Here is a 21,128-nt window from a genome sequence, read left to right as displayed (position 1 = left end):
CTTAACCGGTGATGCAGATCTGCATCATCGGCCTTGAACTGCTTTTACTGCTCGGACGGATCGGTAATAAAACCGATTTTTGTCAAACCAGACTTGGCGGCAATACTCATGAGCCGGGCGACATGTTCGTAATGCGCCAGCTTATCGGCGCGAATATGCAATTCGGTATTGGGTGCCTGCGCTACTTTTGCGGCAAAGCGCGGCGCCAGCTGTTCCTGCAACACCGGCTCACCGTTCCAGAAAAGACTGCCATCCGCGCGAATCGCCAGCTCGACATGTTCAGGCTGGGTAATATTGGGATTGCTTTCCGCTTTCGGCAGATCGATTTTGACGGAATGCGTCAGCAGCGGAGCCGTGATGATGAAAATGATCAATAGCACCAGCATGACATCCACCAGCGGCACCACATTGATTTCCGACATGGGCGCCTGGCGCCCGCTATCCTGCATGCTTCCGAACGCCATTCTTATTGCCCCCTTTCAATCGCGATATCGGCAGTTCCGGGAACTGCAGCCGTAACTGCCGATTGCGATGCGGCTTCCGGCGGTTCATTGTTATCGCCGACGGTGATCAGTATGAACAGATCATGCGCAAAAGCTTCCAAGCGCGCGAGCCAGATACGGTTACGGCGGACAAAAGCGTTATAAGCCAGCACCGCCGGGATGGCCACTGCCAGCCCCAGCGCGGTCATGATCAACGCTTCGCCGACCGGACCGGCCACTTTGTCCAAGGTGCCTTGACCGGAAAGTCCGATCTGAATCAACGCGTGATAAATACCCCAGACGGTTCCAAACAAACCGATATAAGGCGCGGCCGAACCGGCTGTTGCGATTAACGTGAGGCCGTTTTCAACCCGCGTCGCTTCCTGATCGATACCGTTGCGCAAGGTCCGTGTCAGAAACTCGCTGGTTCCACCCGCGGCAGCCAATTTGTGCGAACTGTGGATTTTGGAATCAGCCGCCGCGTCAATGCCCAGTTTGGCAAGCTCCGCAAAGGCGTTATCCGGCGCGGCATTTCTGAATTCGACATGCACCGCCTCCAACGAATCGAAACTCCAGAAGTGTTTTAAAAATGCCTCGGCACGGCGTTTTGCCATCAAATTGGCGATACTTTTGGTGATGATCAGATACCAGCTCGCCACCGAGAGCGACAGCAGCAACACCAGCACGCTCATGCCTACGCCGTCAATCTGATCGAGAAAATGAGAAAAACCAAGCCCTTGTTCCATGAATTAATTTCCTTGCAGTACAAAATTAAAGGGTTGTAAGGCAACAGCCCGCACCGGCTGGCCGTCACGCAGCGACGGATTGCATTGCCAGCTCTTCACAGCGCTCAACGCGGCAGCGTCAAGCCGTTCATAGCCGCTGCTGTTAAGCACTTTGGCATTATCGATATGCCCGTTTTCATCCAATTCCACACGCAGCACCAGTTTCCCTTCTTCCCCCATGCGCCGGGAAATTGCGGGATATTCGGGGGGCGTTAATTTGGGACAGGATACCGACAATTCCGAAGATAGAGCCACCGGTGCTGTTGGCATTTGCTTGGGCGGCGCTTCAGCCACGGGCGGCGCTGCTTTCACTTGCTCGGTCACCGGCTCCTGCACCGGTTTCGGCGCCGGTTCGGCTTGTTTCTTTTCGGAGACTTTCGGGGATTTCGCTACCAGCTGTTCCTGTTTTGGTTTGACCACCGGCTTTTTTACCGGCTGGAGTTTAACCGGCGCCGGTTCAGGCGATGCTTTTGGCGGCGTAACCGGCGCGGGCGGTGTAATCAATTCGGCAAACAATGTCAGTGCCTGTTCCGGCTGTGGAATCAAGCGCTGATGCCACAAAAAATAAAATAACGCAGCATGAACAACGAGTACAAACAACAGCCCAGGTAATGAAATAAGGCGCTGCTGCCGCCCTAAATAGTCAATATTTTTCCGGGATAGTGAATGCATTACAGAATAGACAAATCAGACAAACTTCTTATTTACTTGATCTAAAATACGCCGGATACCGCTGATTTTGATTTTTGACTCACCGGCAACAATCCCTGAGAACTACGCTACACTGCAATTAAACGCGCATTGATTCAGATTAAGCCAGTCAAATAAACATTTTAACGAAAACGATAATAATTATCAATAACCAAAGCTTATATTAAATTCCATTTCAACATACAATGTGATCGATTCCGGGCGATTCATTTGCAGTCATCGCACAGATAGTTTCATCACTTTCATTTACAACAATTAACATGACCTATTCCACACCTAGTTTCTGGCGCCGCATCGTCTGCCTGATTTATGATTTTCTTTTGATATTGGCTGTTTTATTTATCGCCAGTTTCATTTTTCATTTTATTTTCGCCGACACCCAAGCCGCTTATTTCAAACCGCTTTTTCAATGCTATCTGTTTGCCATCATGGGATACTACTTTACCTGGTTCTGGACCCATGGCGGACAAACGCTCGCGATGCAAACCTGGAAGATGCGGCTTGTCACCGCGGATGGCCACGGCCTGACAAAAAAACAAGCCATTGCCCGGTACTTATTTTCCTTAGCGGGCATATTCATTTTTGTCGTTATCGATTGGGTTTTTCCCATTAATTTTATTTCTTACTATCAGCTCGTACTGATCAGCATTCTTATTTTTGGCTCCGGATTCATTTGGGCATTATTCGATCGCGATCGCCAGTATCTGCATGACCGGTTAGCCGGAACGCGTATTATCCGTTTAGAGGAGTAATTGCCGGACCGGATCACCACTGGCAAGCCAATGATAAATTTTCATTTGTTAGCATAAATTTACATGCAAAATTTACAATCTAATTTTTAAAAGAATGTATAATAAATTGATTGTTATCAATTTAGTTATGCGCTTATCTGTTCATAAAGTTTAATTTCCGGAATCCGTAAAAATAAGCAACCCGACTTTTTTACAAATTACTATATAGCCAATGCGTAGCCAAATTATCTCAGCAGCCGCTGCTTTGAAAGTCCTATTCAGAGAATGTGCAATCCAGGCAAACATGTTCATTGTCATAGCCTTAATGCTGTGCATTTTTGTCGTTGACTTAAATACTCCATTAGGAGTTGCTGCTGCGGTACCGTATGTGCTGGTGGTATTTTCCAGCCTCTGGGTGAGCGGAATCCGGTTTACCTATTGCATTACCGCAATGACGCTTATTCTTACCATCGTTGGCTTTTATCTATCTCCCGGCATTGTAATGCCGATGAATGTCGTGGTATTTAATCGCGGACTGACTTTGTTATTGATTATTTGCTCCGCATTGATGGTCATCAAGATCAAAAAAACGAATATCGACATGTCAACCTTGCTGACCCAGGTGTTGATTGATCCAATCACTGGCTATAAAAACAGACAGGCTTTTGAATCCGAGCTGGATACGGAAATCTTGCGTTCAAGACGGTATCACCGGAGCTTCTCCATCGCCATTATCGATCTCGATCTGCTTAAGCTATTTAGCGATGACTATGATTACAAAAACAAGAATGATTCGATAAAACAAATTTCTCACGAGATTAAAACCAATATCAGAATCACCGATCTGTTTTATCGCATTGATATCAATGTATTTGCTATTTTATTTCCGGAAACGGATCTATGCGAAGCGAAAAAAGTATGCGAATCGGTGCGCAAAAAAGTTTCTACCAAAATGGATAAAAACACTGAAAATAAAATCATGGTCAGCATCGGCATTGCCATGCTGGATGAAACCGATAACAAGTTAAAATTGTGTAAACGTGCCGAAGATGCACTCTTTGTCGCGAAACGAAACGGCGGAAACCAGGTTTCCACGCTGCCGCAGATCGTCAATAAAGATAAATCGACGGTTCCTGCGATTTTATCGCGTTCAAGATCGACAGACACCGTTTAAGCTTCTTAGCGTGCGCTTTTTGCCCGTTTGAGATCGCTGAATACGACTTGCCACACATCAATACCCGCTGTTAATACAGTAACTAAATGCATTTACTGCTGCATTAAAGAAATTACTGCATATTCTCTTATATAATTCAGCGTATCCGCCAGACAAAATTTTTCGTTTCTGAGATACCCATGAGTTTAATTAACAAGCCGATGGCCAAGAAATCAAGCGGCCATTCCTTCTCACCCAGAGTAGCCCGGTTATTGCGGGAATCCGGCCTGCTGATACTCATGGGCGCGGCACTTTATCTGGTGTTGATATTTTTCAGTTACGACCGTGGCGATGCCGGTTGGTCGCATAGCGGCGATTTCAACCAAATCCAGAATGCTGGTGGACATGCCGGTGCTTGGCTCGCCGATTTGCTGCTGTATTTATTCGGCGCATCGGCATGGTGGTGGGTGGCATTCTTTCTGTCCGCAATTGCCTGGAGCTACCGCCGCATCGATAGCGCCGGCATTTTTGACCGTCACTCCTTGTTCCTGACCTTGGGCGGTTTTCTCTTACTACTGGCCGCCAGCAGTGGACTGGAATCACTGCGATTTTATTCCATCAATATTGCCCTGCCACTGATGCCGGGCGGCATGCTGGGCAATGCCATCAGCCATTATCTGTCGCAAATTCTCGGTTTTACCGGCGCGACACTGACCTTGTTGATCCTCATCGCTGTCGGCTTCAGTCAGTTTACCGGGTTGTCCTGGGTGCGATTTGTAGAAAAAATCGGTGAAAGTGTCGAAAATCTGCTGCTCCTGCTAATAAACACTTGGGAAACGCGGCAGGATAAACTCGCCGGTATCATTGCCGCACGGACGCGCGATAAAATCGTCGAAAGCGAAAAAAAACGCGTAGAGAGCACGCCATTACTGCATATCGAACCGCCCACGACGGTAATTATCAAATCGCAGCGCATCATCAAAGAAAAACAACCTTCGCTGTTTTCCGACCTGCCCGATTCGCCGCTGCCGCCTTTGCATCTGCTGGACGAGCCGGATAAAGATTTTGAGGTACTGTCCAAAGAAACCCTCGAATTCACCTCCCGTTTGATCGAACGCAAACTCAAGGAATTCGGCGTCGATGTCAAAGTGGTCGCCGCTTTCCCCGGACCGGTGATCACCCGCTATGAAATCGAGCCCGCCGTGGGCGTCAAAGGCAATCAAGTCATCAACTTGATTAAGGATCTGGCGCGCGCTTTGTCCGTCGCCAGTATCCGCGTGGTGGAAACCATTCCGGGAAAAACCAGCATGGGGTTGGAAATCCCGAATCCGAAACGGCAAATCGTGCGCTTGCAGGAAATCCTCAGCTCGCAGGTCTACGCCGACTCCCCTTCTCCGCTCACCATCGCGCTGGGTAAGGATATCAGCGGCCGTCCGATCGTATCCGATCTGGCCAAAATGCCGCACGCCTTGGTCGCCGGAACCACCGGATCGGGCAAATCGGTCGCGATCAACGCAGTCATTCTCAGCTTGATTTATAAAACCACGCCGGAACAAACCCGCCTGATCCTGATCGATCCGAAAATGCTGGAATTGTCGGTATACGAAGGCATCCCGCATCTGCTCACACCGGTTGTCACCGACATGCGCGAAGCCGCCAGCGCGCTGCGCTGGTGCGTGGGCGAAATGGAACGGCGTTACAAGCTGATGTCGGCATTGGGTGTGCGTAATCTCAGCGGCTACAATCAGAAAATACGCGACGCGGCTAAAAGCGAAGAACCCGTCGTTAACCCACTGTTGCCGCCGGGAGAAGAGCCGGAATATCTGGATGAGCTGCCGCTCATTGTCGTGGTGATCGACGAATTGGCCGATTTGATGATGGTCGCCGGTAAGAAAGTCGAACATTTAATCGCCCGGCTGGCGCAAAAAGCGCGCGCATCCGGCATCCATCTGCTGCTGGCGACACAACGCCCGTCGGTCGATGTGATTACCGGTCTGATCAAAGCCAACATTCCGACCCGCATTGCCTTTCAAGTATCGAGCAAAATCGATTCGCGCACCATTCTCGATCAAATGGGTGCGGAAGCCCTGCTCGGCCAAGGCGATATGCTGTATTTACCGCCAGGCAGCGGCTACCCGCAACGCATACACGGCGCTTTTGTCGCCGACCACGAAGTCCACAAAGTGGTTGAGTATCTGAAAGAACATGGCGAACCCAATTACATTGAGGAAATTCTGCAAGCCGGTGATGAAGAAAACGATAGCGGCGATTCGCCCGAACTGAAAAAACCGCAAGGCGAAGCCGATCCGCTTTATGATGAAGCGGTCGCCATCGTCGTCAAAACCCGCCGCGCATCGATTTCCCTGGTACAAAGGAATTTACGCATCGGCTATAATCGCGCCGCCCGTCTTATTGAAGACATGGAACGCGCCGGTCTGGTCTCATCCATGCAAAGCAACGGCAACCGGGAAGTATTGGCTCCGGCACGCAACGAATGAACAATGTCCCTGCCGTCATGCGCTTCATACACCCATTTCATCTTAGGAATACTATGGCTCGCTCAAGCTGTCTCGTTTTTCTCCTGCTCGTTAGCAGTCTGACACCCCACTGGGCTGAAGCAGCTGCCATCAACAGCCTGAAAAGCTTCATCCAGCAAACGCGCACGGTACGCGCTAATTTCTCTCAAACGCTGTACGACAAAAGCGCGCGCACGGTACAAGAATCGCAAGGCACGATGCAATTTGAACGTCCGGAAAAATTCCGCTGGACGTATGACAAACCTTACGAGCAATTGATCGTTGGCGATGGCAGCAAGGTATGGTTTTATGATCGCGATCTGAATCAAGTCACCGAACGGCCCTTCAATATCGCCATCGGCAGCAGCCCGGCTGCGCTGTTGGCAGGCAGCAGCGCTATCGAAGACAATTTTGAGCTGGTTGAGCTGGGCGTGCAAAACGAGATGGAATGGCTCGAAGCCATTCCCAAAAGCAAGGAAAGCGCATTCGAGTTCATCCAGATGGGTTTTTCTCCAGATGGCGTGCTCAAGATCATGGCATTACGCGATAATTTCGGCCAGACCACCATTCTGTCATTCTCCGATTTGGACAAAAATCCAACGCTACCCGCCGATTTATTCCAATTCACACCGCCTGGAAATGCCGACGTCATCCGTGAATGAAGCCGGTCTGTTCGCACCGAATCAACCTCAAGTACCGCTGGCGGAACAATTACGCCCCAAGCATCTGAACGATATCATCGGGCAAAGCCATCTGCTCGGCGCCGGAAAACCGTTACGGCTGGCGTTTGAATCGGGCAAACCGCATTCGATGATTTTGTGGGGTCCGCCGGGAACCGGCAAAACCACGCTGGCGCGCATCATGTCGACCGAATTCAACAGCGAATTTATCGCGCTATCCGCCGTGCTATCCGGCATCAAGGACATCCGCGCCGCCATCGAGCAAGCCGAATTGACGTTGCAGCAAAGCGGACGGCATACCATCCTGTTTGTCGACGAAGTGCATCGTTTCAACAAATCGCAGCAAGATGCTTTTCTGCCGTATGTCGAACAAGGATTGATCACCTTTGTCGGCGCCACCACCGAGAATCCATCGTTTGAAGTCAATAACGCGTTACTGTCGCGGGCGCAGGTTTATGTGCTGACCGCCTTGTCGGAAGCGGAATTATCCCAGCTATTGGAGCGTGCACAAAAACTGGCGCTCGGTAACTTGCAATTTTCCGCTGAAGCACAACAACTGTTGATCGAATTCGCCGACGGCGACGCCCGGCGTCTGTTGAATCTGCTCGAGCAAGTCCATACTGCGGCGGAAACCGGAGCCATCATGCATATCGATAAGGATATGGTCGTTAATACCTTGTCGCGCAATAATCGCAACTTCGATAAAGGCGGCGATGCGTTTTACGATCAGATATCCGCGTTGCACAAATCGGTACGCGGATCCTCGCCGGATGCGGCGCTTTACTGGCTGTGCCGCATGCTCGATGGCGGCGCCGATGCGCTGTATATCGGACGGCGGTTGATCCGCATGGCCACGGAAGACATCGGCCTGGCCGATCCGCGCGCCCTGCGCTTGACGCTGGATGCGTGCGAGACTTACGAGCGGCTGGGCAGTCCGGAAGGCGAGCTGGCGTTGGCGCAAGCGGCGCTGTATCTTGCCTGCGCACCGAAAAGCAACGCCGCCTATTTGGCTTACAATAAAGCACGTTCATTGGTTGCGCACGACAAATCGCGCCGTGTGCCGGTGCATTTGCGCAATGCGCCGACGAAGCTGATGAAGGATATCGGCTACGGCGATGCCTACCGCTACGCGCACGATTGCCCGGAAGCCTATGCCGCGGGAGAGAATTATTTTCCAGAAGATATGCCCGAAGTCAGTTTTTATCAGCCGACCGCTTATGGCCTGGAGCAGAAAATCCGGGAAAAACTGGCTTATTTGCGCAACCTGGATGAGAAAGCCAAGCATAAAATATAGCCATCTGTTTCTATCGATTATTTTTGGAGTCTTTGCATGTTAGAAATTCAACAATTACGCACCGATCTGGACACTGTCACCCGGCAGCTGGCCAAACGAGGTTACGCCTTTCCCGTGGAAGCGTTCAATGCCCTGGAAGCGGAACGGAAAAAAGTCCAGACTGAAACCCAGGAATTGCAAGCGCAGCGTAATTCGGCGTCGAAAAAAATCGGCCATGCCAAAAGCAAAGGGGAAGATGTCTCTGCCATCATGGCCGAAGTCGCCCATCTGGGCGATGCCTTGAAACAAGCGGAAGATCACTTGGAGCATATTCAGCAGCAGCTGCAGAAAATCTTGCTGGAAATACCGAATCTGCCGCATGACAGTGTACCGGAAGGCAAAGACGAAACCGGCAACGTGCAAATCCGCCGCTGGGGCGAGCCGCGTTCATTTGACTTTGCCATCCAGGATCACGTCAGTGTCGGTGAGGGTTTGGGATTGCTGGATTTTGAAACCGCCGCGAAACTCAGCGGCGCGCGCTTCAGCCTGATGAAAGGCGGACTGGCGCGTTTGCACCGCGCTTTGGCGCAATTCATGCTGGATACGCACACGCAGGAACACGGCTACACCGAAACCTATGTGCCCTATCTGGTCAACCGCGATAGCTTGCGCGGCACCGGACAGTTGCCCAAATTCGAGGAAGATTTGTTTTCCGTACATGCCGGTGGCGCAAATGCTCCCGGTGAAGCGCCCGCCGCCAGTTTCCACCTCATTCCCACCGCCGAAGTCCCGATCACCAACATGGTGCGCGATGACATCGTGCCGCTGCAAGCGCTGCCGTTGAAATTCGTGGCGCATACGCCCTGCTTCCGTTCCGAAGCGGGCAGTTACGGGCGCGACACGCGTGGGCTGATCCGTCAGCATCAGTTCGATAAGGTCGAGCTGGTGCATATCGTCCACCCCGATCAATCGTACGAAGCGCTGGAGCAACTGGTCGGCCACGCGGAAAAAATTCTGCAAAAGCTGGCGCTGCCGTACCGGGTCATGGCCTTGTGTACCGGCGATATGGGCTTCTCTGCGGCCAAAACCTACGACATCGAAGTCTGGCTGCCCGCGCAGAATACCTACCGCGAAATCTCTTCGTGCAGCAATTGCGAAGCATTCCAGGCGCGGCGCATGCAAGCACGTTTCCGCAACGAGAACGGCAAACCGGCGCTGCTGCACACGTTGAATGGCTCCGGCCTGGCCGTCGGGCGCACGCTGGTGGCGGTGCTGGAAAACTATCAGAACGCCGACGGCAGCGTGACTATCCCGGAAGTTTTGCGCCCTTACATGAATGGCCTTGACCAACTCGCAAGTAGCAGAGGACAATGAAAACGGACCTCATCTTTTCACCTTCTTATAGGACACGTCATCATGCACAATGAAAATACCCATGAGCCTAATAACACCCCGGGCAGCGACAACGATATCAAAGCACTGGAAGCGGAAGTGCGTGAAGCCATCGCCAGCGGTTCGCATATTCAGGAAACGGTGCACCGCTTAACGCTAAAAGCCATGAATGCGAAAAACATCGATCCGGAATCGTTGCGGCGCATCATCACGGCCGTGATGCAAGGGATACACGATGGCGCGGCGCAGCAATTGCAACAAGCAGCCAATCAAACCCAGGCGGCCAAGTCACAAATTACCGATGCCGTAGCCGGATTGGATTCTGCGCTGGCAAGATTTGCCGAAGCCTCCAAGCTGGCCGTCGAAGAAGCCGCAGGTCAGGCCAAGCGATTCTCCGATACCGAATTGGCGCGCACCCGTTCCGAACTGGAAAGCCTCGAAAGCTTGTTCGTGGAGACGCTGCATCACACCGCCACCGCAGCGCAAGGGCTGATTGCCGATGTGCTGCTCGATCTGAGCCACCATGCCAAAAATACCGGCACTAACGTAGGCTCGCAGCTGAAGGAAACCTTAGCGACTTTTGCGCAGCAGATCGCTTCGGTTGGCAATGTGCAAGTGGAAACCGGCGCCAGTCTGGCACAAAAGACGGCTGATATTGTCAGCAAAGCCGCCAGCGGTGTACTGTCGGGAATCAAGGATCAAACCAAAACCGGCAAACACTAAACAGGCCCGCTGAGAGCCGCGTTAGCTGTGATCTTCACCACCGAGCGCATCAATGACATCCGTGATCAGCTGGCTCAGCTCGCCGGTCATGATGGTAAAATCGCTGACGAATAATTCCTCTGCGCTCTCGGTGGATTCCTTCAGAATATCCTGCGGTGCAATGCGCCGCAGTTGCAAGTTGTCCTGCAGCACAAACGAGATTTTGCTATCCCATGTCATGGCGAGTTTGATCGCCTTTTTCCCGGCGCGGATGTGCCGCGCGGTTTCTTCTGCTTCCAAAATATGATGGGAGTACTTGATAGTTTCCTTCTCATCACTCATCCCTTGCAGCTCGCAATCGCGGTCGACGGTAAAAATCGACGGCAAATCGCCATCGACCGTCAGCCAGCGCGTCATCGCCGATGACGGCGAGATCTTCGTTTCCAGCGGCGCCAGCGTAATTCCGGGCACCGTTTTCACCAGCACTTCGATGAATTCCTCGGCTTTATGGCTGCTGGACGTATCCAGAATCAACCGGTTATTCAGCGCATCGATCCAAGCGTAGGTTTTATGGCGCTGCGCAAAAGCACGCGGCAGCAACTCGACGATGGTCGCTTCCTTGATATCGCGCACCTGTTTCTTACCCGCCTTGTAACCTTGCATCTGCTCGATCTGCACGATACGGTTCTTCGCATGCTGGTTGATCACCCCAGCGGGCAATAGCTTTTTCTCCACCCCGAAAGCAATCAACCAATGCTGGCCATAGGCATGCACAAAATTCGGCTGCTCGTCACGCGGCGTCAGCCAGCCGCGGCTTTGCAATTCCATTTGCATGCAGGGCTGCAACGCGTGCTGGGAAAGCGCCTCTTCCAGGCTATCCGGGGTTATATTTCCACTGGTAATACGATAAGCTTGTATATTTCTGAACCACATAGTTTTTGTCAGTTAATCGATTGATCTGTTGGGTACTCATCACGGCATGAAAAAAATTTATTCCGCCAATAATCTGATGGAAGCGCAGATAGTACTTGATCTGCTCGCACACGCCTACATTCCGGCGCAAATTTTCAACCAATACGCGCAAGGCATGGCCGGAGAAATACCGGTTCACCACGCCTGCCCGGAAGTATGGATCAAGCGCGACGAAGACTATGAACGCGGCAAACATGTGATTGAAACCTACGAAAATACCCCGGTGACGATTGGCAACGTGCAATGCCCATCCTGCGGCGAGGAGAATCCGGCGAATTTTCAGTTGTGCTGGAAATGCGGGGGTGGGTTGGAGGCTGCTGAACATCGCCAACCCTGAGTTGATGCTGGCTTTTGATCTCTCGTCACCCGATTTGCTGTTGAGGCCATTGCCGTCCCTTCGGGGTTAATCGATAACGTTGTGTGGGACTACGCGGTGAATCGGGTTGCGTGCGCTCGATCCAGTCACCTGCCAATGCCGGATTCAAATAATTTTCCCGGAAAGTCGGACGATGCATCAGTCCCAAAGCCTGCATCAGCTCATTACTGCTAAGTTCGCCGCCACCCATTGCCTGGATAAGTTTTACTACTTGATCGGTTACTTGGTCGGTCGTTTGATGGATATCGACCGCCTCACTGATAGCAGCAAGTAACTTGCTCAGCATATATTCGACGAAAGGTGTCGCATCCGCTCGTTCATCCGCTGCCGCCCCATCCGGCCGTTCCCGTCGGCAAAGGGATATTGGTGCGCTCCATTAAATACTGATCAAGCAAATATAAGTCATCAGATAACTGATTAATAATGACTATATTTAATGGCAATTGAGATAACACCATTCCAGTCAAGCAACAGTCAAGCAAATCTGTTGACTCTGTTATGCCCACCACGGCAGATACTTTCTAGCCTTACTGCCGACAGTTTCATCATGACAGCGAATAAGGTCAGCTTCCATCGTATCCTTGATGATTCGTGAGGCCATAGAGCTGTTCTTTTCTTCAATTCCAAACCGTTCCCGAAGGGTGGTATTGGTCATGAAGTCACGTTGCACATAGCGCAGACAGGCATGCAGGTAACAGGCTCGAATACGATCCTCTTTATCCATGGCACGAAATTCACGATGAGCGAAGAGGACAACTCGGTTGTGATCGTTAGTCGTCTCAAACAAGGGAGCCGGGAGCTGGTAATACTCGGACTGGGAAACCACTTTATCGACGCCGCTGCCGCGTTCCTCGCACACGCCTACATTCCGGCGCAAATTTTCAACCAGTACGCGCAAGGCATGGCCGGAGAAATACCGGTTCACCACGCCTGCCCGGAAGTATGGATCAAGCGCGACGAAGACTATGAACGTGGCAAACATGTGATTGAAACCTACGAAAATACCCCGGTCACTACCGGCAACGTGCAATGCCCATCCTGCGGCGAGGAGAATCCGGCCAATTTTCAGTTGTGCTGGAAGTGTGGGGGCGGGTTGGAAACGGCTGGAAACCGTCAGCTGACTTGATCGGTTACTTAGTCGGTACTTGGTCGTTGATTCTCCCGAATCGCCTTGAAATGAATGTCAATCCAACCGCATCCGCGACAGATCCAGCTCGCCCTTGAACGCTTGCTGGCTCAACGCGCCGTAGAGAGATTCGAGATCGGTGAGGCTTTGCTGGTAGCGGGATTTCAGCTGGTCAACGCGCGTGTGTATATCGGCAAAACGATTTTGCAGAGCAATCGGTGGGCGCTTAATCTTGATTTCCTTGATGATGCCCAAGTTAAGGCCGCTCATGATTGCTCCTCGATTCTTGCTAGCGAACTGCCTCAAAACAAAGGGGCTAGAGTGAATCGAGTAAGACAAAAACAACGGGTTGGCTAATTCTCGGTCAAGAGTAATCGCTGCGAGATGCTTGGTATTGATCGCGATAGGAATGTCGTCAGGTATTACCGCCGAACGACCAATAGTACCCATGATCGTCACGATTACGTCACCCGGAAAAATTCGATAGTTTTGGAGCTCTTCATACTTCTGATTGGAAATGAAACGATGTTCGCCCCAGGCAAATCGATTCTGAACAGCGTTATCTATGCCTAGCACTGCCACATCGCCTTCAGGAATAAATTCGCTGTGCAGCAAATTGGAGCCAAAAGGCCCTGTCCGCATCGCACCCTTGTGCTTTGCCGCGAGTTCGCGAATCTCAACCAGCGGCCAAACCTCATAGTTGGGGCTCGTGGATCCAAACATCTCCAGAAACACGCTTTTGAGCAGGTCGTCGAGTTGTTGCAGGTGTTGTTTGCGCTGGGCGATCAGTCCTTCCACTTTGCCGAGCAGATGGGCAATGCGGATTTGGTCGGCAAATTCAATAGTTGGCAACGGGATGCTTTCCAGTGCATTTCTGTTGATGTGTGGAATCGTTGCACCCGTGGCTGTCTGTCGCAGATAATCGAACTTAGACTTCAGGTACATTGCGAGAAAGGGCGCAAACAGATGAATATCAGCTCTGACTCGAAGGCGCGCAATAGTACTGCCGATATAGCCTCTTTTTCCGAAGCCAATTGTTCCCGCGTTGGCGCCATCCCAAGCAATCAAAACGTCCTCTGAAATCGCTTCGATACCGCTAGTATCATCTGTGTAACGAATCAGATCATCGTTCCGGAGATCGTCGATGCCTATTAGACGTTTTGCTTTGCCAGAGGGTGAATCTGTTATCTCATGTTTTTTACCCTTGGCAATTGAAATAACTGAGCCGAGAGTTTGAAGCATCAGTTCAGTCATCCCACCATCCCCTTCAACTCCAGCAACTCACGCACAATCCCGCTTTGCACCTTGGCCAGATCAGCCTCGTTCACATTCCCAACCTCGGCTTGAATCAACCGATCCAGAATCACACTGGGTGGATCATAATGCACTTCCTCGAACACATCCTGCTTGTATCGCGACAACGACAGGTCGTAATCTTCGGCCTCGATGTCGGCGCGCGGCACCATGAAACATTGGGCGGTGCGATCGGTATCGGTTTCGGGATAGCGGGCTTGGTAGCGAGTGACGATATCCTGCAAATCGCCATAGCCTTCCTGCTTGGTGCGTCTGTCGTCCAGGCTGTAGCCGTCCGCACACATATCATAGAACCAGACGTATTCGGTCGCCGGTTGTGCGACCTTGTCCAACGGCCCCCACACCTTGGTAAACAGCAGAATGGCGGTGCTGACCCCGGCATAGGGTTTGAATACGCCGCTCGGCATGGCGATGACCGCTTTCAGTTCGCAGCGCTCGATCAGGATTTTGCGCAGCGTTTTGAACGCACCACCGGAGCCGAACAGCACGCCTTGCGGCACGATGACGCAGGCGGTGCCGCCCTTTTTCAGTAGGCGGTAGATGTTTTCGACAAACAACAGCTCAGTTTTGGTGGTGGAAAGACTCAGGGCTTCGTTGATGTCGCCCTTGTCGATGCTGCCGGTAAACGGCGGGTTGGCCATCACGATGTCGTATTCGGCTTCCTCGGTGTAGCTCTTGCTGAGGGTGTCCTTGTAGTCGATGTGCGGCTCGTCGATGCCGTGCATCATCAGGTTCATCAGCCCGAGGCGCACCATCGTGGCGTCGATGTCGTAACCCCATAGCGAGCTGGCCAGAATGGCTTGGGCTTTTTCGGTGAGGGCGGCGGCGACCGAGGTGCGCACGAAGCCGTCTTCATCCGGCAGGAGATTCGTCGTGCCGGCCTTGATGGCCAGTTGCGTGACGATGTACTGGTAGGCGCCAAGCAGGAATCCGCTGGAACCACAAGCCGGATCGGCAATTTTGTGACCGAGCTGCGGCTGCACCAGTTCGGTCATCAGTTTGATGATATGGCGCGGGGTGCGGAACTGGCCGTTCTTGCCCGCGGTGGCGATCTCGGACAGCAGCATTTCGTAGACATCGCCCTGGATGTCCTGAAAAGCCTGGCCTTTTTCGCGCGAGTCGCGTTCCATCACCTCGAAAATGTCGTCGATGGTCTTCACCGCCTCCACCAGCAGAGCTGGCTTGGGAATGATGAACACGGCGTTTTTCATGTGATGGGTGAAGTTGGACGCCGTGCCGTTGAGATCCTTGAGGAAGGGAAACACTTTGCCCTGTACGTGTTGTAGCATTTCTTCGGCCTGCATGCGTTTAAACTCGCTCCAGCGCAGGGTGCGCTTGTCGATTTCGTACATTTTGCCGTCGACGAGTTTTTTGTCCGTCTCACTTTGGGTGTCGCCATCTCTTGACTTGGCTCGATATTCCGGCGGTATCCATTTGCCCTCGAATTTGGAGATGTATTTTTCGCCGGTCCATTCGGCATCGGATTGACGCTTGAGGTCCAGTTCGTCCAGCCGTTTCATGAACAGCAGATAGGTGATCTGTTCGATGGCGGTGAGCGGATTACTAATGCCGCCAGCCCAGAATTTGTTCCAGAGCTGATCGATCTTGCTTTTGAGTTCGGGGTTATTTTGCAGCATGGGATTACCTGTTTTTTTAAGCAGCCAACTGTGCGGTCAGCTGCAGGATTTCGTCGATTTCGGCCGGGCTGAACACGCCACGGATGCCTTGCGGGTGGATGATCGTGAACGGTGCATTGATCAGGTCTTTCTTCTCCACTTTTTCGCGTTCGATGATGAATTTCTTCAGCAAGCTGAGGAATTCCAGTTGCTGGCTGCCGAGTATCGTGTGGTCGCGGATGAATTGATCGAAAGCGGCGCTGACTTCATCCGGAAAGCTCTTGAGTGCTTCAATACCCAAAATGTGCCGGATGAACTGGATAAAGCGCGCTTTGCGATTCCTATACACCTGGCGCAGCAAGTCTTCGGTAATGTGCGGATGTTCCTCGTGCAGCAACTCGGCCAGCGCTTTGGCTTCCCCTTCATTCACGGTTTCGCCGTTTTTGATTTTCAGCAGTACCGGATTGTGCCCGGTCAGATCGGCAATCAAGGCCTCGACCATTTCACGGTAGCGAGTGATGCTCACGGCTTCGTGCTGCGGACCGAATTCCACCCATTCCTTTTTGTGCAGTTCGTCGATCAGATCGAGGTGGGTTTGCTCCTGAACGGCACTTGGTTCGCGAAATTTCATCAACGGCCCGAGCTTGGCGACCATTTCGTCAAGCGCATCTTCGCCAGCTTTGACCCAGAAGTGGCTGGCTTGCGCAGCGCGGATCAGGGTTTCTTCCTGCTTTACAAAACTGACCGAGAGCGGCAGTTCGCTGATCTGTTCGACGATGCCTTCCTTGAGCGTCTCGGCTTGTTCCTTATCTTCACTCAGCACGGCCAGTGAATACTCCAGCAGGTCGCGCTCGAAACGCATGGCTTTGAAATCGGCCTCGGAAACCGTGCGAAACAGCGGCTTGATTTCGGCACGCAAAAATTCCAGACGGTCGTGGCTGAGGCTGATCCAGAAGTTTTCGTCTTCCAGCCGCACCAGCGCGGCGGCGGCTTCCTTGATCACCACCGAATCTTTGGGTAGCGCAGCAATTTGCTGGCGCAGCTTAGCAACTTCGCGCGCGGCAATATCGGTATGACCGCTGTCATTGGCCTTTTCGATCTTATCGAGCCGCAGCCCCACCAGCCGCACCGGCAGCGGTAATTGGGCTTTCAGTTCCATGCCTTTGGGATTGAGTTTGAAATACTCGAAGTTGTCCCAGCAGTCGAGGATCAGAAACACGTCTTTTTCCAGGCACCAGGGTTTGGGTTTGCTGGTTTCCAGCAAGCGCGTGCCGCGCCCGACCATTTGCCAGAACTTGGTGTACGAATACACCGGCTTGGCGAATACGAGGTTGACGATCTCGCGCACATCGATGCCGGTATCGAGCATATCCACACTGATGGCGATGCGCGGCATATCGTTGTGGGTGAATTGATCAAGCAGTCCGCCTTTGCCGTAGACGCGCGGATCGTCCGACACCAGCACCTTGGCCAGTTCACCATGGTATTGCGGGTAGAGCTTGTCGAAGATTTCTTCCATGCGCCGGGCGTGGGCCTTGGTGGCGCAAAAGAAGATGGTTTTACCTGGAAGTACGCCGCTGGCGTCCTTGATGCTCTCTTCCATGAATTCTCGGACGATCAGGGTGTTTGTGCCTTTATTGATCACCTGTTTTTCGAGCTGTGAGCCGTCGAAGTTGATTTCTTCAACTTCTTTGCCCTGCAGGATCAGCTTTTTCTGGTCTTCCAGCGTAATCGTGCGCTTGCTGATACCCTCCATCTGGAACTTGGTCTGAATCTTCATGACCTGAAAGTTGCAGAGGTATGGCGGCACGTTGTTCACGGCCTCCTCAAAGGTGTAGGCGAAAGTCGGCAAACCATCTTCACAATGGAAAAGCTGGAAGGTGTTGTGGTCGATGATGTCGGTCGGCGTCGCCGTTAGACCCAGCGTGATGGTTTTGAAATAGTCGAGCACTTCGCCAAACGTGTTGTATATGGAACGATGACTTTCATCGACGACGATAAAATCGAAAAAGTGCGGAGACAAATGTTGCGACTCGTCCCGAATGATGTTGAGCATGGTCGGATAGGTAGCGACATACACGCGACGGTCTGTGGCGATCAGCTTTTCACTTAAATTAGGCCAGCGTGGCTCGTTGGGCATGTGCTCCTTGAAAGCCGCCAGTGCCTGATCGCGCAGCGCAATACGGTCGACCAAAAACAACACTTTCTCGGCATGCCCCGCACGCATCAGTGCATCGACCATGGCAATACAGGTGCGGGTTTTGCCAGTTCCGGTAGCCATCACCAGCAGAAAATCGCGCTTTTTTTGTTCGATGCCTTCAAGCACCGAGCGAATCGCACGGATCTGGTAATCACGCCCAGCAATGGAAGTATTGATGAATTCCTGTGTCAGTGGCTTGCGATTGCGGCGGATGTAGGCGAATCGCTCCAGATCGTCGCGCGTGGGAAAACCGGCGACCTTTCGGGGCGGAGCGTTTTCCAAATCCCAGAAATAGAGATCATGGCCATTGGTATAGAAGCAGAACGGCAACTCACCGCCCAGCTGCTTCTGGATGTTGTAGCAGTATTGCTTGGCCTGCTCACGGCCCAGGGCAGCATCCCGAGCGGTCTTCTTCGCCTCGATCACCGCGAGCGGTTTCCGGTCCTTGCCAAGCAAAACATAATCGCTGAACTGATGCCCCTCATACCGCGTGCGCGGCTCGGCAACACCTTCCGGAAGCGGAGTCACAATGTCGAATTCTTCAATGACCTGCGTTGGATCTTTGACATTCCAGCCCGATTGCGCCAGCAACCTATCAATTAACTCCGAACGGGTTTGCGCTTCAGTTTTGGTCATGCAGCCACTTTCCCTGTTTTATACGCAAGATGAATGAATAAGTTCTCAAAATAATTTGAAAATATCTGAATATGACCTGTTGAGTCAATTTTACTTGGCTGGTGCAACCCATTGCGACCCCACCTCCTCTTGGTTTACCATCCTCTCCCTGTCTTTATTCAAACACAACCCCATGCTGCCTTCCATCGAACAACGCCTCGCCACCGAACTCGCGGTTAAATTCTCGCAAATCCAAGCCACCATCCAATTGCTCGACGAAGGGGCGACGGTACCGTTCATTGCGCGTTACCGCAAGGAGGCAACCGGCGGGTTGGACGATGCGCAGTTGCGGTTGCTGGCGGAGCGCTTGCATGGTTTGCGCGAGCTGGAGAAGCGGCGCTCGGCGATCATCGGGGCGATTGAGAAGCTTGGCAAGATGACACCGCCGTTGCTCGATGCGTTGACGCATGCGGCGGATAAAGCGCATCTGGAGGATTTGTACTTGCCGTACCGCAAGAAACGCCGCACCAAGGCGCAGATTGCGCTGGAGGCGGGGTTGCAGCCGCTGGCGGATACGCTGCTGAACGATCCGCGGCTCGATCCGCTTGTGGAGGCCGCCAAGTACTTGAAAGCGCCGTTCACCAGCGAGGAAGGCGACAATCCCGGCGTTGCCGATGCGGCCGCCGCGCTGGAAGGCGCGCAGCATATTTTGATCGAGCGTTTTGCCGAACATGCGCCGCTGTTGCAAACCTTGCGCGATTATTTGCGCACGCATGGCGTACTGACCGCGAAAGTGGCCAAGGACAAAAAGGACGGCGATACCAAATACACCGATTACCACGATTACAGTGAAGCCATCACAAAAATCCCGTCGCATCGCGCGCTGGCGTTGCTGCGCGGAGAACGCGAAGGGGTGTTGAAGATCAAGCTGCTGCTTGATTCCGAATTGGAGGAAAAAACCCGCAACTTGACGCTCAATCCTTGCGAACAGCAGATCGCGCGGCAATTCAATATCCGCGACCAGAACCGTGCGGCGGACGGCTGGTTGATCGACACGGCGCGCGCCGCTTGGCGCACAAAAATTTTCTCGCACCTGGAAACCGAATTGATGAGCAATTTGCAGGAGCATGCGGAAACCGAGGCGATCAGAGTGTTCGCGCAGAATCTCAAAGCGCTGCTGCTCGCCCCGCCCGCCGGTGCGCGCGTGACCATCGGACTCGATCCGGGCTTACGCACCGGTGTGAAGGTGGCGGTGGTCGACGCCACCGGCAAAGTGCTCGATACCGCGACGATTTATCCGCATGCGCCAAAGAACGATTGGGATGGCGCAATTCAAACCCTAAAACAACTGGCCGAGCGCCACCAGGCCACACTGATCGCCATCGGCAACGGCACCGCATCGCGCGAAACCGATCAATTGGCGAAGGAGCTGATCAAGCGTTATCCGCAGCTCAAGCTGACGTCGATCATGGTGTCGGAAGCCGGAGCTTCGGTGTATTCCGCGTCCGAACTCGCGTCCGAGGAATTGCCGGATCTGGATGTGTCGCTGCGCGGCGCGGTGTCGATTGCGCGCCGGTTGCAAGACCCGCTGGCCGAATTGGTCAAGATCGACCCGAAATCGATCGGTGTCGGCCAGTACCAGCATGACGTCAATCAAGGCCAGCTGGCGCAATCGCTCGACGCCGTGGTGGAGGACAGCGTCAACGCCGTCGGTGTCGATGTCAACACCGCCTCCCCGGCTTTGTTGCGCTACGTGGCCGGGCTGAGCGGCAAAATCGCGCACAATATCGTCGCTTACCGCGACGGCAAAGGCCGGTTTGCCAAGCGTGCCGAATTGCTGAAAGTACCGGGGTTAGGCGAGAAAACTTTCGAGCAGGCCGCCGGATTCCTGCGCATCCCGAACGGCGCCAACCCGCTCGACGCCTCGGCCGTGCACCCGGAATCGTACCCATTGGTCGAGCAAATTCTGAATGACATTAAACTCAATGTCACGGCCTTGATCGGTAATTCGTCCGCGTTACAATCGATCCGCCCGGAAAAGTACGTCACCGCCCAATTCGGTCTGCCGACCGTGAAAGACATCCTGCATGAACTGGAAAAACCCGGCCGCGACCCGCGTTCATCGTTCAAAACCGCCACGTTCAAGGAAGGCGTCGAATCGATCAAGGACCTGCACCCCGGCATGGTGCTCGAAGGCGTGGTCACCAACGTCGCGGCGTTCGGCGCGTTCGTCGACATCGGCGTGCATCAAGACGGCCTGGTGCACATCTCGGCACTGGCGGACAAGTTCGTCAAAGACCCGCATACGGTAGTGAAAGTGGGTCAAGTGGTCACCGTCAGAGTGGTGGAAGTGGATGAGAAGCGCAAAAGGATTGCGCTGACGATGCGATCTGACCGGGCTTCCGGCAGTCATGCTTGAAACACCCACTTCTCTTACGCCATAGAATTTTCTTCTTGATAAAACCAGTTCTGGCACAAAAACAA

Annotated in this window: 19 protein-coding genes; 10 read left to right on the top strand and 9 right to left on the bottom strand. The window is 52.9% G+C overall.

Annotation, left to right across the window (positions count from 1 at the left end; translation table 11 throughout):
- Window positions 1-44 precede the first annotated feature (44 nt).
- From R2103_RS03145 to R2103_RS03135, 3 genes are read right to left on the bottom strand one after another with little or no spacing between them, the layout of a single operon-like run.
- Entirely contained in the window at window positions 45-464 is a 420-nt protein-coding gene (locus R2103_RS03145) for an ExbD/TolR family protein (RefSeq protein WP_132425422.1), read from the bottom strand.
- 2 nt (window positions 465-466) lie between these two features.
- Window positions 467-1,228 (bottom strand): MotA/TolQ/ExbB proton channel family protein, encoded by a 762-nt coding sequence (locus tag R2103_RS03140; RefSeq protein WP_317530081.1) that lies wholly within the window; start codon window positions 1,226-1,228, stop codon window positions 467-469.
- 3 nt (window positions 1,229-1,231) lie between these two features.
- Window positions 1,232-1,939: an energy transducer TonB gene (locus R2103_RS03135; protein ID WP_317530080.1), complete on the bottom strand. Its 708-nt coding sequence runs from the start codon at window positions 1,937-1,939 to the stop codon at window positions 1,232-1,234.
- 299 nt (window positions 1,940-2,238) lie between these two features.
- Here R2103_RS03135 and R2103_RS03130 point away from each other — a divergent pair, with 299 nt between their 5' ends.
- The 7 genes from R2103_RS03130 to R2103_RS03100 all read left to right on the top strand — a co-directional run bounded on the left by R2103_RS03130 (window position 2,239) and on the right by R2103_RS03100 (window position 10,446).
- Complete coding sequence (locus R2103_RS03130; protein ID WP_317530079.1) at window positions 2,239-2,730, top strand: RDD family protein; 492 nt, start codon at window positions 2,239-2,241, stop codon at window positions 2,728-2,730.
- Window positions 2,731-3,013: 283 nt separating this feature from the next.
- Complete coding sequence (locus tag R2103_RS03125) at window positions 3,014-3,883, top strand: GGDEF domain-containing protein (protein WP_317530078.1); 870 nt, start codon at window positions 3,014-3,016, stop codon at window positions 3,881-3,883.
- A gap of 179 nt (window positions 3,884-4,062) precedes the next feature.
- Window positions 4,063-6,360 carry a DNA translocase FtsK gene (locus R2103_RS03120; RefSeq protein ID WP_317530077.1) on the top strand — a complete coding sequence of 766 codons (2,298 nt, stop codon included), beginning with the start codon at window positions 4,063-4,065 and terminating at the stop codon, window positions 6,358-6,360.
- A gap of 53 nt (window positions 6,361-6,413) precedes the next feature.
- A complete protein-coding gene (gene lolA / locus R2103_RS03115) occupies window positions 6,414-7,040 on the top strand; it encodes an outer membrane lipoprotein chaperone LolA (RefSeq protein WP_317530076.1) in 627 nt (208 codons plus the stop codon).
- Complete coding sequence (locus R2103_RS03110; protein ID WP_317530075.1) at window positions 7,018-8,352, top strand: replication-associated recombination protein A; 1,335 nt, start codon at window positions 7,018-7,020, stop codon at window positions 8,350-8,352. The genes lolA and R2103_RS03110 overlap by 23 nt, the downstream gene beginning before the upstream one ends.
- Window positions 8,353-8,388: 36 nt before the next feature.
- The gene (gene serS / locus R2103_RS03105; RefSeq protein WP_317530074.1) at window positions 8,389-9,705 is read left to right on the top strand and encodes a serine--tRNA ligase; all 1,317 of its coding nucleotides are present in this window, start codon (window positions 8,389-8,391) and stop codon (window positions 9,703-9,705) included.
- Window positions 9,706-9,747: 42 nt separating this feature from the next.
- Entirely contained in the window at window positions 9,748-10,446 is a 699-nt protein-coding gene (locus tag R2103_RS03100) for a DUF6781 family protein (protein WP_317530073.1), read from the top strand.
- A 21-nt stretch (window positions 10,447-10,467) separates the two neighbouring features.
- Here R2103_RS03100 and R2103_RS03095 read toward each other — a convergent pair whose 3' ends face one another.
- Window positions 10,468-11,358 carry a recombination-associated protein RdgC gene (locus R2103_RS03095; RefSeq protein WP_317530072.1) on the bottom strand — a complete coding sequence of 297 codons (891 nt, stop codon included), beginning with the start codon at window positions 11,356-11,358 and terminating at the stop codon, window positions 10,468-10,470.
- A 46-nt stretch (window positions 11,359-11,404) separates the two neighbouring features.
- Between R2103_RS03095 and R2103_RS03090 the strand changes: the two genes are divergently transcribed.
- A complete protein-coding gene (locus tag R2103_RS03090) occupies window positions 11,405-11,734 on the top strand; it encodes a DUF2007 domain-containing protein (protein ID WP_317530071.1) in 330 nt (109 codons plus the stop codon).
- A 25-nt stretch (window positions 11,735-11,759) separates the two neighbouring features.
- Here R2103_RS03090 and R2103_RS03085 read toward each other — a convergent pair whose 3' ends face one another.
- Together R2103_RS03085 and R2103_RS03080 are read right to left on the bottom strand one after the other, a co-directional pair.
- The gene (locus R2103_RS03085) at window positions 11,760-12,059 is read right to left on the bottom strand and encodes a Fic family protein (RefSeq protein WP_317530070.1); all 300 of its coding nucleotides are present in this window, start codon (window positions 12,057-12,059) and stop codon (window positions 11,760-11,762) included.
- A 210-nt stretch (window positions 12,060-12,269) separates the two neighbouring features.
- The gene (locus tag R2103_RS03080) at window positions 12,270-12,497 is read right to left on the bottom strand and encodes a hypothetical protein (protein ID WP_317530069.1); all 228 of its coding nucleotides are present in this window, start codon (window positions 12,495-12,497) and stop codon (window positions 12,270-12,272) included.
- A gap of 105 nt (window positions 12,498-12,602) precedes the next feature.
- Between R2103_RS03080 and R2103_RS03075 the strand changes: the two genes are divergently transcribed.
- A complete protein-coding gene (locus R2103_RS03075; protein WP_411172641.1) occupies window positions 12,603-12,899 on the top strand; it encodes a putative signal transducing protein in 297 nt (98 codons plus the stop codon).
- 57 nt (window positions 12,900-12,956) lie between these two features.
- On the opposite strand, the gene R2103_RS03070 is transcribed toward R2103_RS03075, so the two are convergent.
- Genes R2103_RS03070 through R2103_RS03060 form a run of 3 tightly spaced genes read right to left on the bottom strand, consistent with a single transcriptional unit; the run spans window position 12,957 to window position 18,665 of the window.
- Complete coding sequence (locus R2103_RS03070) at window positions 12,957-14,153, bottom strand: restriction endonuclease subunit S (protein WP_317530067.1); 1,197 nt, start codon at window positions 14,151-14,153, stop codon at window positions 12,957-12,959.
- Entirely contained in the window at window positions 14,150-15,850 is a 1,701-nt protein-coding gene (locus tag R2103_RS03065; RefSeq protein ID WP_317530066.1) for a class I SAM-dependent DNA methyltransferase, read from the bottom strand. Before R2103_RS03065 ends, R2103_RS03070 begins: the two co-directional genes overlap by 4 nt.
- Before the next feature lie 16 nt (window positions 15,851-15,866).
- Window positions 15,867-18,665, bottom strand: a complete 2,799-nt coding sequence (locus R2103_RS03060; RefSeq protein ID WP_317530065.1) for a DEAD/DEAH box helicase family protein — start codon at window positions 18,663-18,665, stop codon at window positions 15,867-15,869.
- 172 nt (window positions 18,666-18,837) lie between these two features.
- Between R2103_RS03060 and R2103_RS03055 the strand changes: the two genes are divergently transcribed.
- On the top strand, window positions 18,838-21,063 hold the full coding sequence (locus R2103_RS03055; protein ID WP_317532049.1) for a Tex family protein: 2,226 nt from the start codon (window positions 18,838-18,840) through the stop codon (window positions 21,061-21,063).
- Window positions 21,064-21,128: the final 65 nt, after the last annotated feature.

Origin of the sequence: Nitrosomonas sp. Is24, from assembly GCF_033063335.1 — a bacterium.
In the GTDB taxonomy this organism is placed as follows: Bacteria; Pseudomonadota; Gammaproteobacteria; order Burkholderiales; family Nitrosomonadaceae; genus Nitrosomonas.
The sequence above is the reverse complement of the archived record's forward strand: the minus strand, read 5'-3'. Positions and strand labels throughout refer to the sequence as shown.

Excerpts from the sequence above, each read along its gene's own strand:
- R2103_RS03140 (WP_317530081.1), bottom strand. The coding sequence starts at position 1,228 with ATGGAACAAGGGCTTGGTTTTTCTCATTTTCTCGATCAGATTGACGGC.
- R2103_RS03135 (WP_317530080.1), bottom strand. The coding sequence starts at position 1,939 with ATGCATTCACTATCCCGGAAAAATATTGACTATTTAGGGCGGCAGCAG.
- serS (WP_317530074.1), top strand. The coding sequence starts at position 8,389 with ATGTTAGAAATTCAACAATTACGCACCGATCTGGACACTGTCACCCGG.
- R2103_RS03085 (WP_317530070.1), bottom strand. The coding sequence starts at position 12,059 with ATGCTGAGCAAGTTACTTGCTGCTATCAGTGAGGCGGTCGATATCCAT.
- R2103_RS03120 (WP_317530077.1), top strand. The coding sequence starts at position 4,063 with ATGAGTTTAATTAACAAGCCGATGGCCAAGAAATCAAGCGGCCATTCC.
- R2103_RS03110 (WP_317530075.1), top strand. The coding sequence starts at position 7,018 with ATGCCGACGTCATCCGTGAATGAAGCCGGTCTGTTCGCACCGAATCAA.
- R2103_RS03100 (WP_317530073.1), top strand. The coding sequence starts at position 9,748 with ATGCACAATGAAAATACCCATGAGCCTAATAACACCCCGGGCAGCGAC.
- R2103_RS03095 (WP_317530072.1), bottom strand. The coding sequence starts at position 11,358 with ATGTGGTTCAGAAATATACAAGCTTATCGTATTACCAGTGGAAATATA.
- R2103_RS03125 (WP_317530078.1), top strand. The coding sequence starts at position 3,014 with ATGTTCATTGTCATAGCCTTAATGCTGTGCATTTTTGTCGTTGACTTA.
- R2103_RS03055 (WP_317532049.1), top strand. The coding sequence starts at position 18,838 with ATGCTGCCTTCCATCGAACAACGCCTCGCCACCGAACTCGCGGTTAAA.
- R2103_RS03065 (WP_317530066.1), bottom strand. The coding sequence starts at position 15,850 with ATGCTGCAAAATAACCCCGAACTCAAAAGCAAGATCGATCAGCTCTGG.
- R2103_RS03080 (WP_317530069.1), bottom strand. The coding sequence starts at position 12,497 with ATGGATAAAGAGGATCGTATTCGAGCCTGTTACCTGCATGCCTGTCTG.
- R2103_RS03090 (WP_317530071.1), top strand. The coding sequence starts at position 11,405 with ATGAAAAAAATTTATTCCGCCAATAATCTGATGGAAGCGCAGATAGTA.
- lolA (WP_317530076.1), top strand. The coding sequence starts at position 6,414 with ATGGCTCGCTCAAGCTGTCTCGTTTTTCTCCTGCTCGTTAGCAGTCTG.
- R2103_RS03145 (WP_132425422.1), bottom strand. The coding sequence starts at position 464 with ATGGCGTTCGGAAGCATGCAGGATAGCGGGCGCCAGGCGCCCATGTCG.
- R2103_RS03070 (WP_317530067.1), bottom strand. The coding sequence starts at position 14,153 with ATGACTGAACTGATGCTTCAAACTCTCGGCTCAGTTATTTCAATTGCC.
- R2103_RS03130 (WP_317530079.1), top strand. The coding sequence starts at position 2,239 with ATGACCTATTCCACACCTAGTTTCTGGCGCCGCATCGTCTGCCTGATT.
- R2103_RS03060 (WP_317530065.1), bottom strand. The coding sequence starts at position 18,665 with ATGACCAAAACTGAAGCGCAAACCCGTTCGGAGTTAATTGATAGGTTG.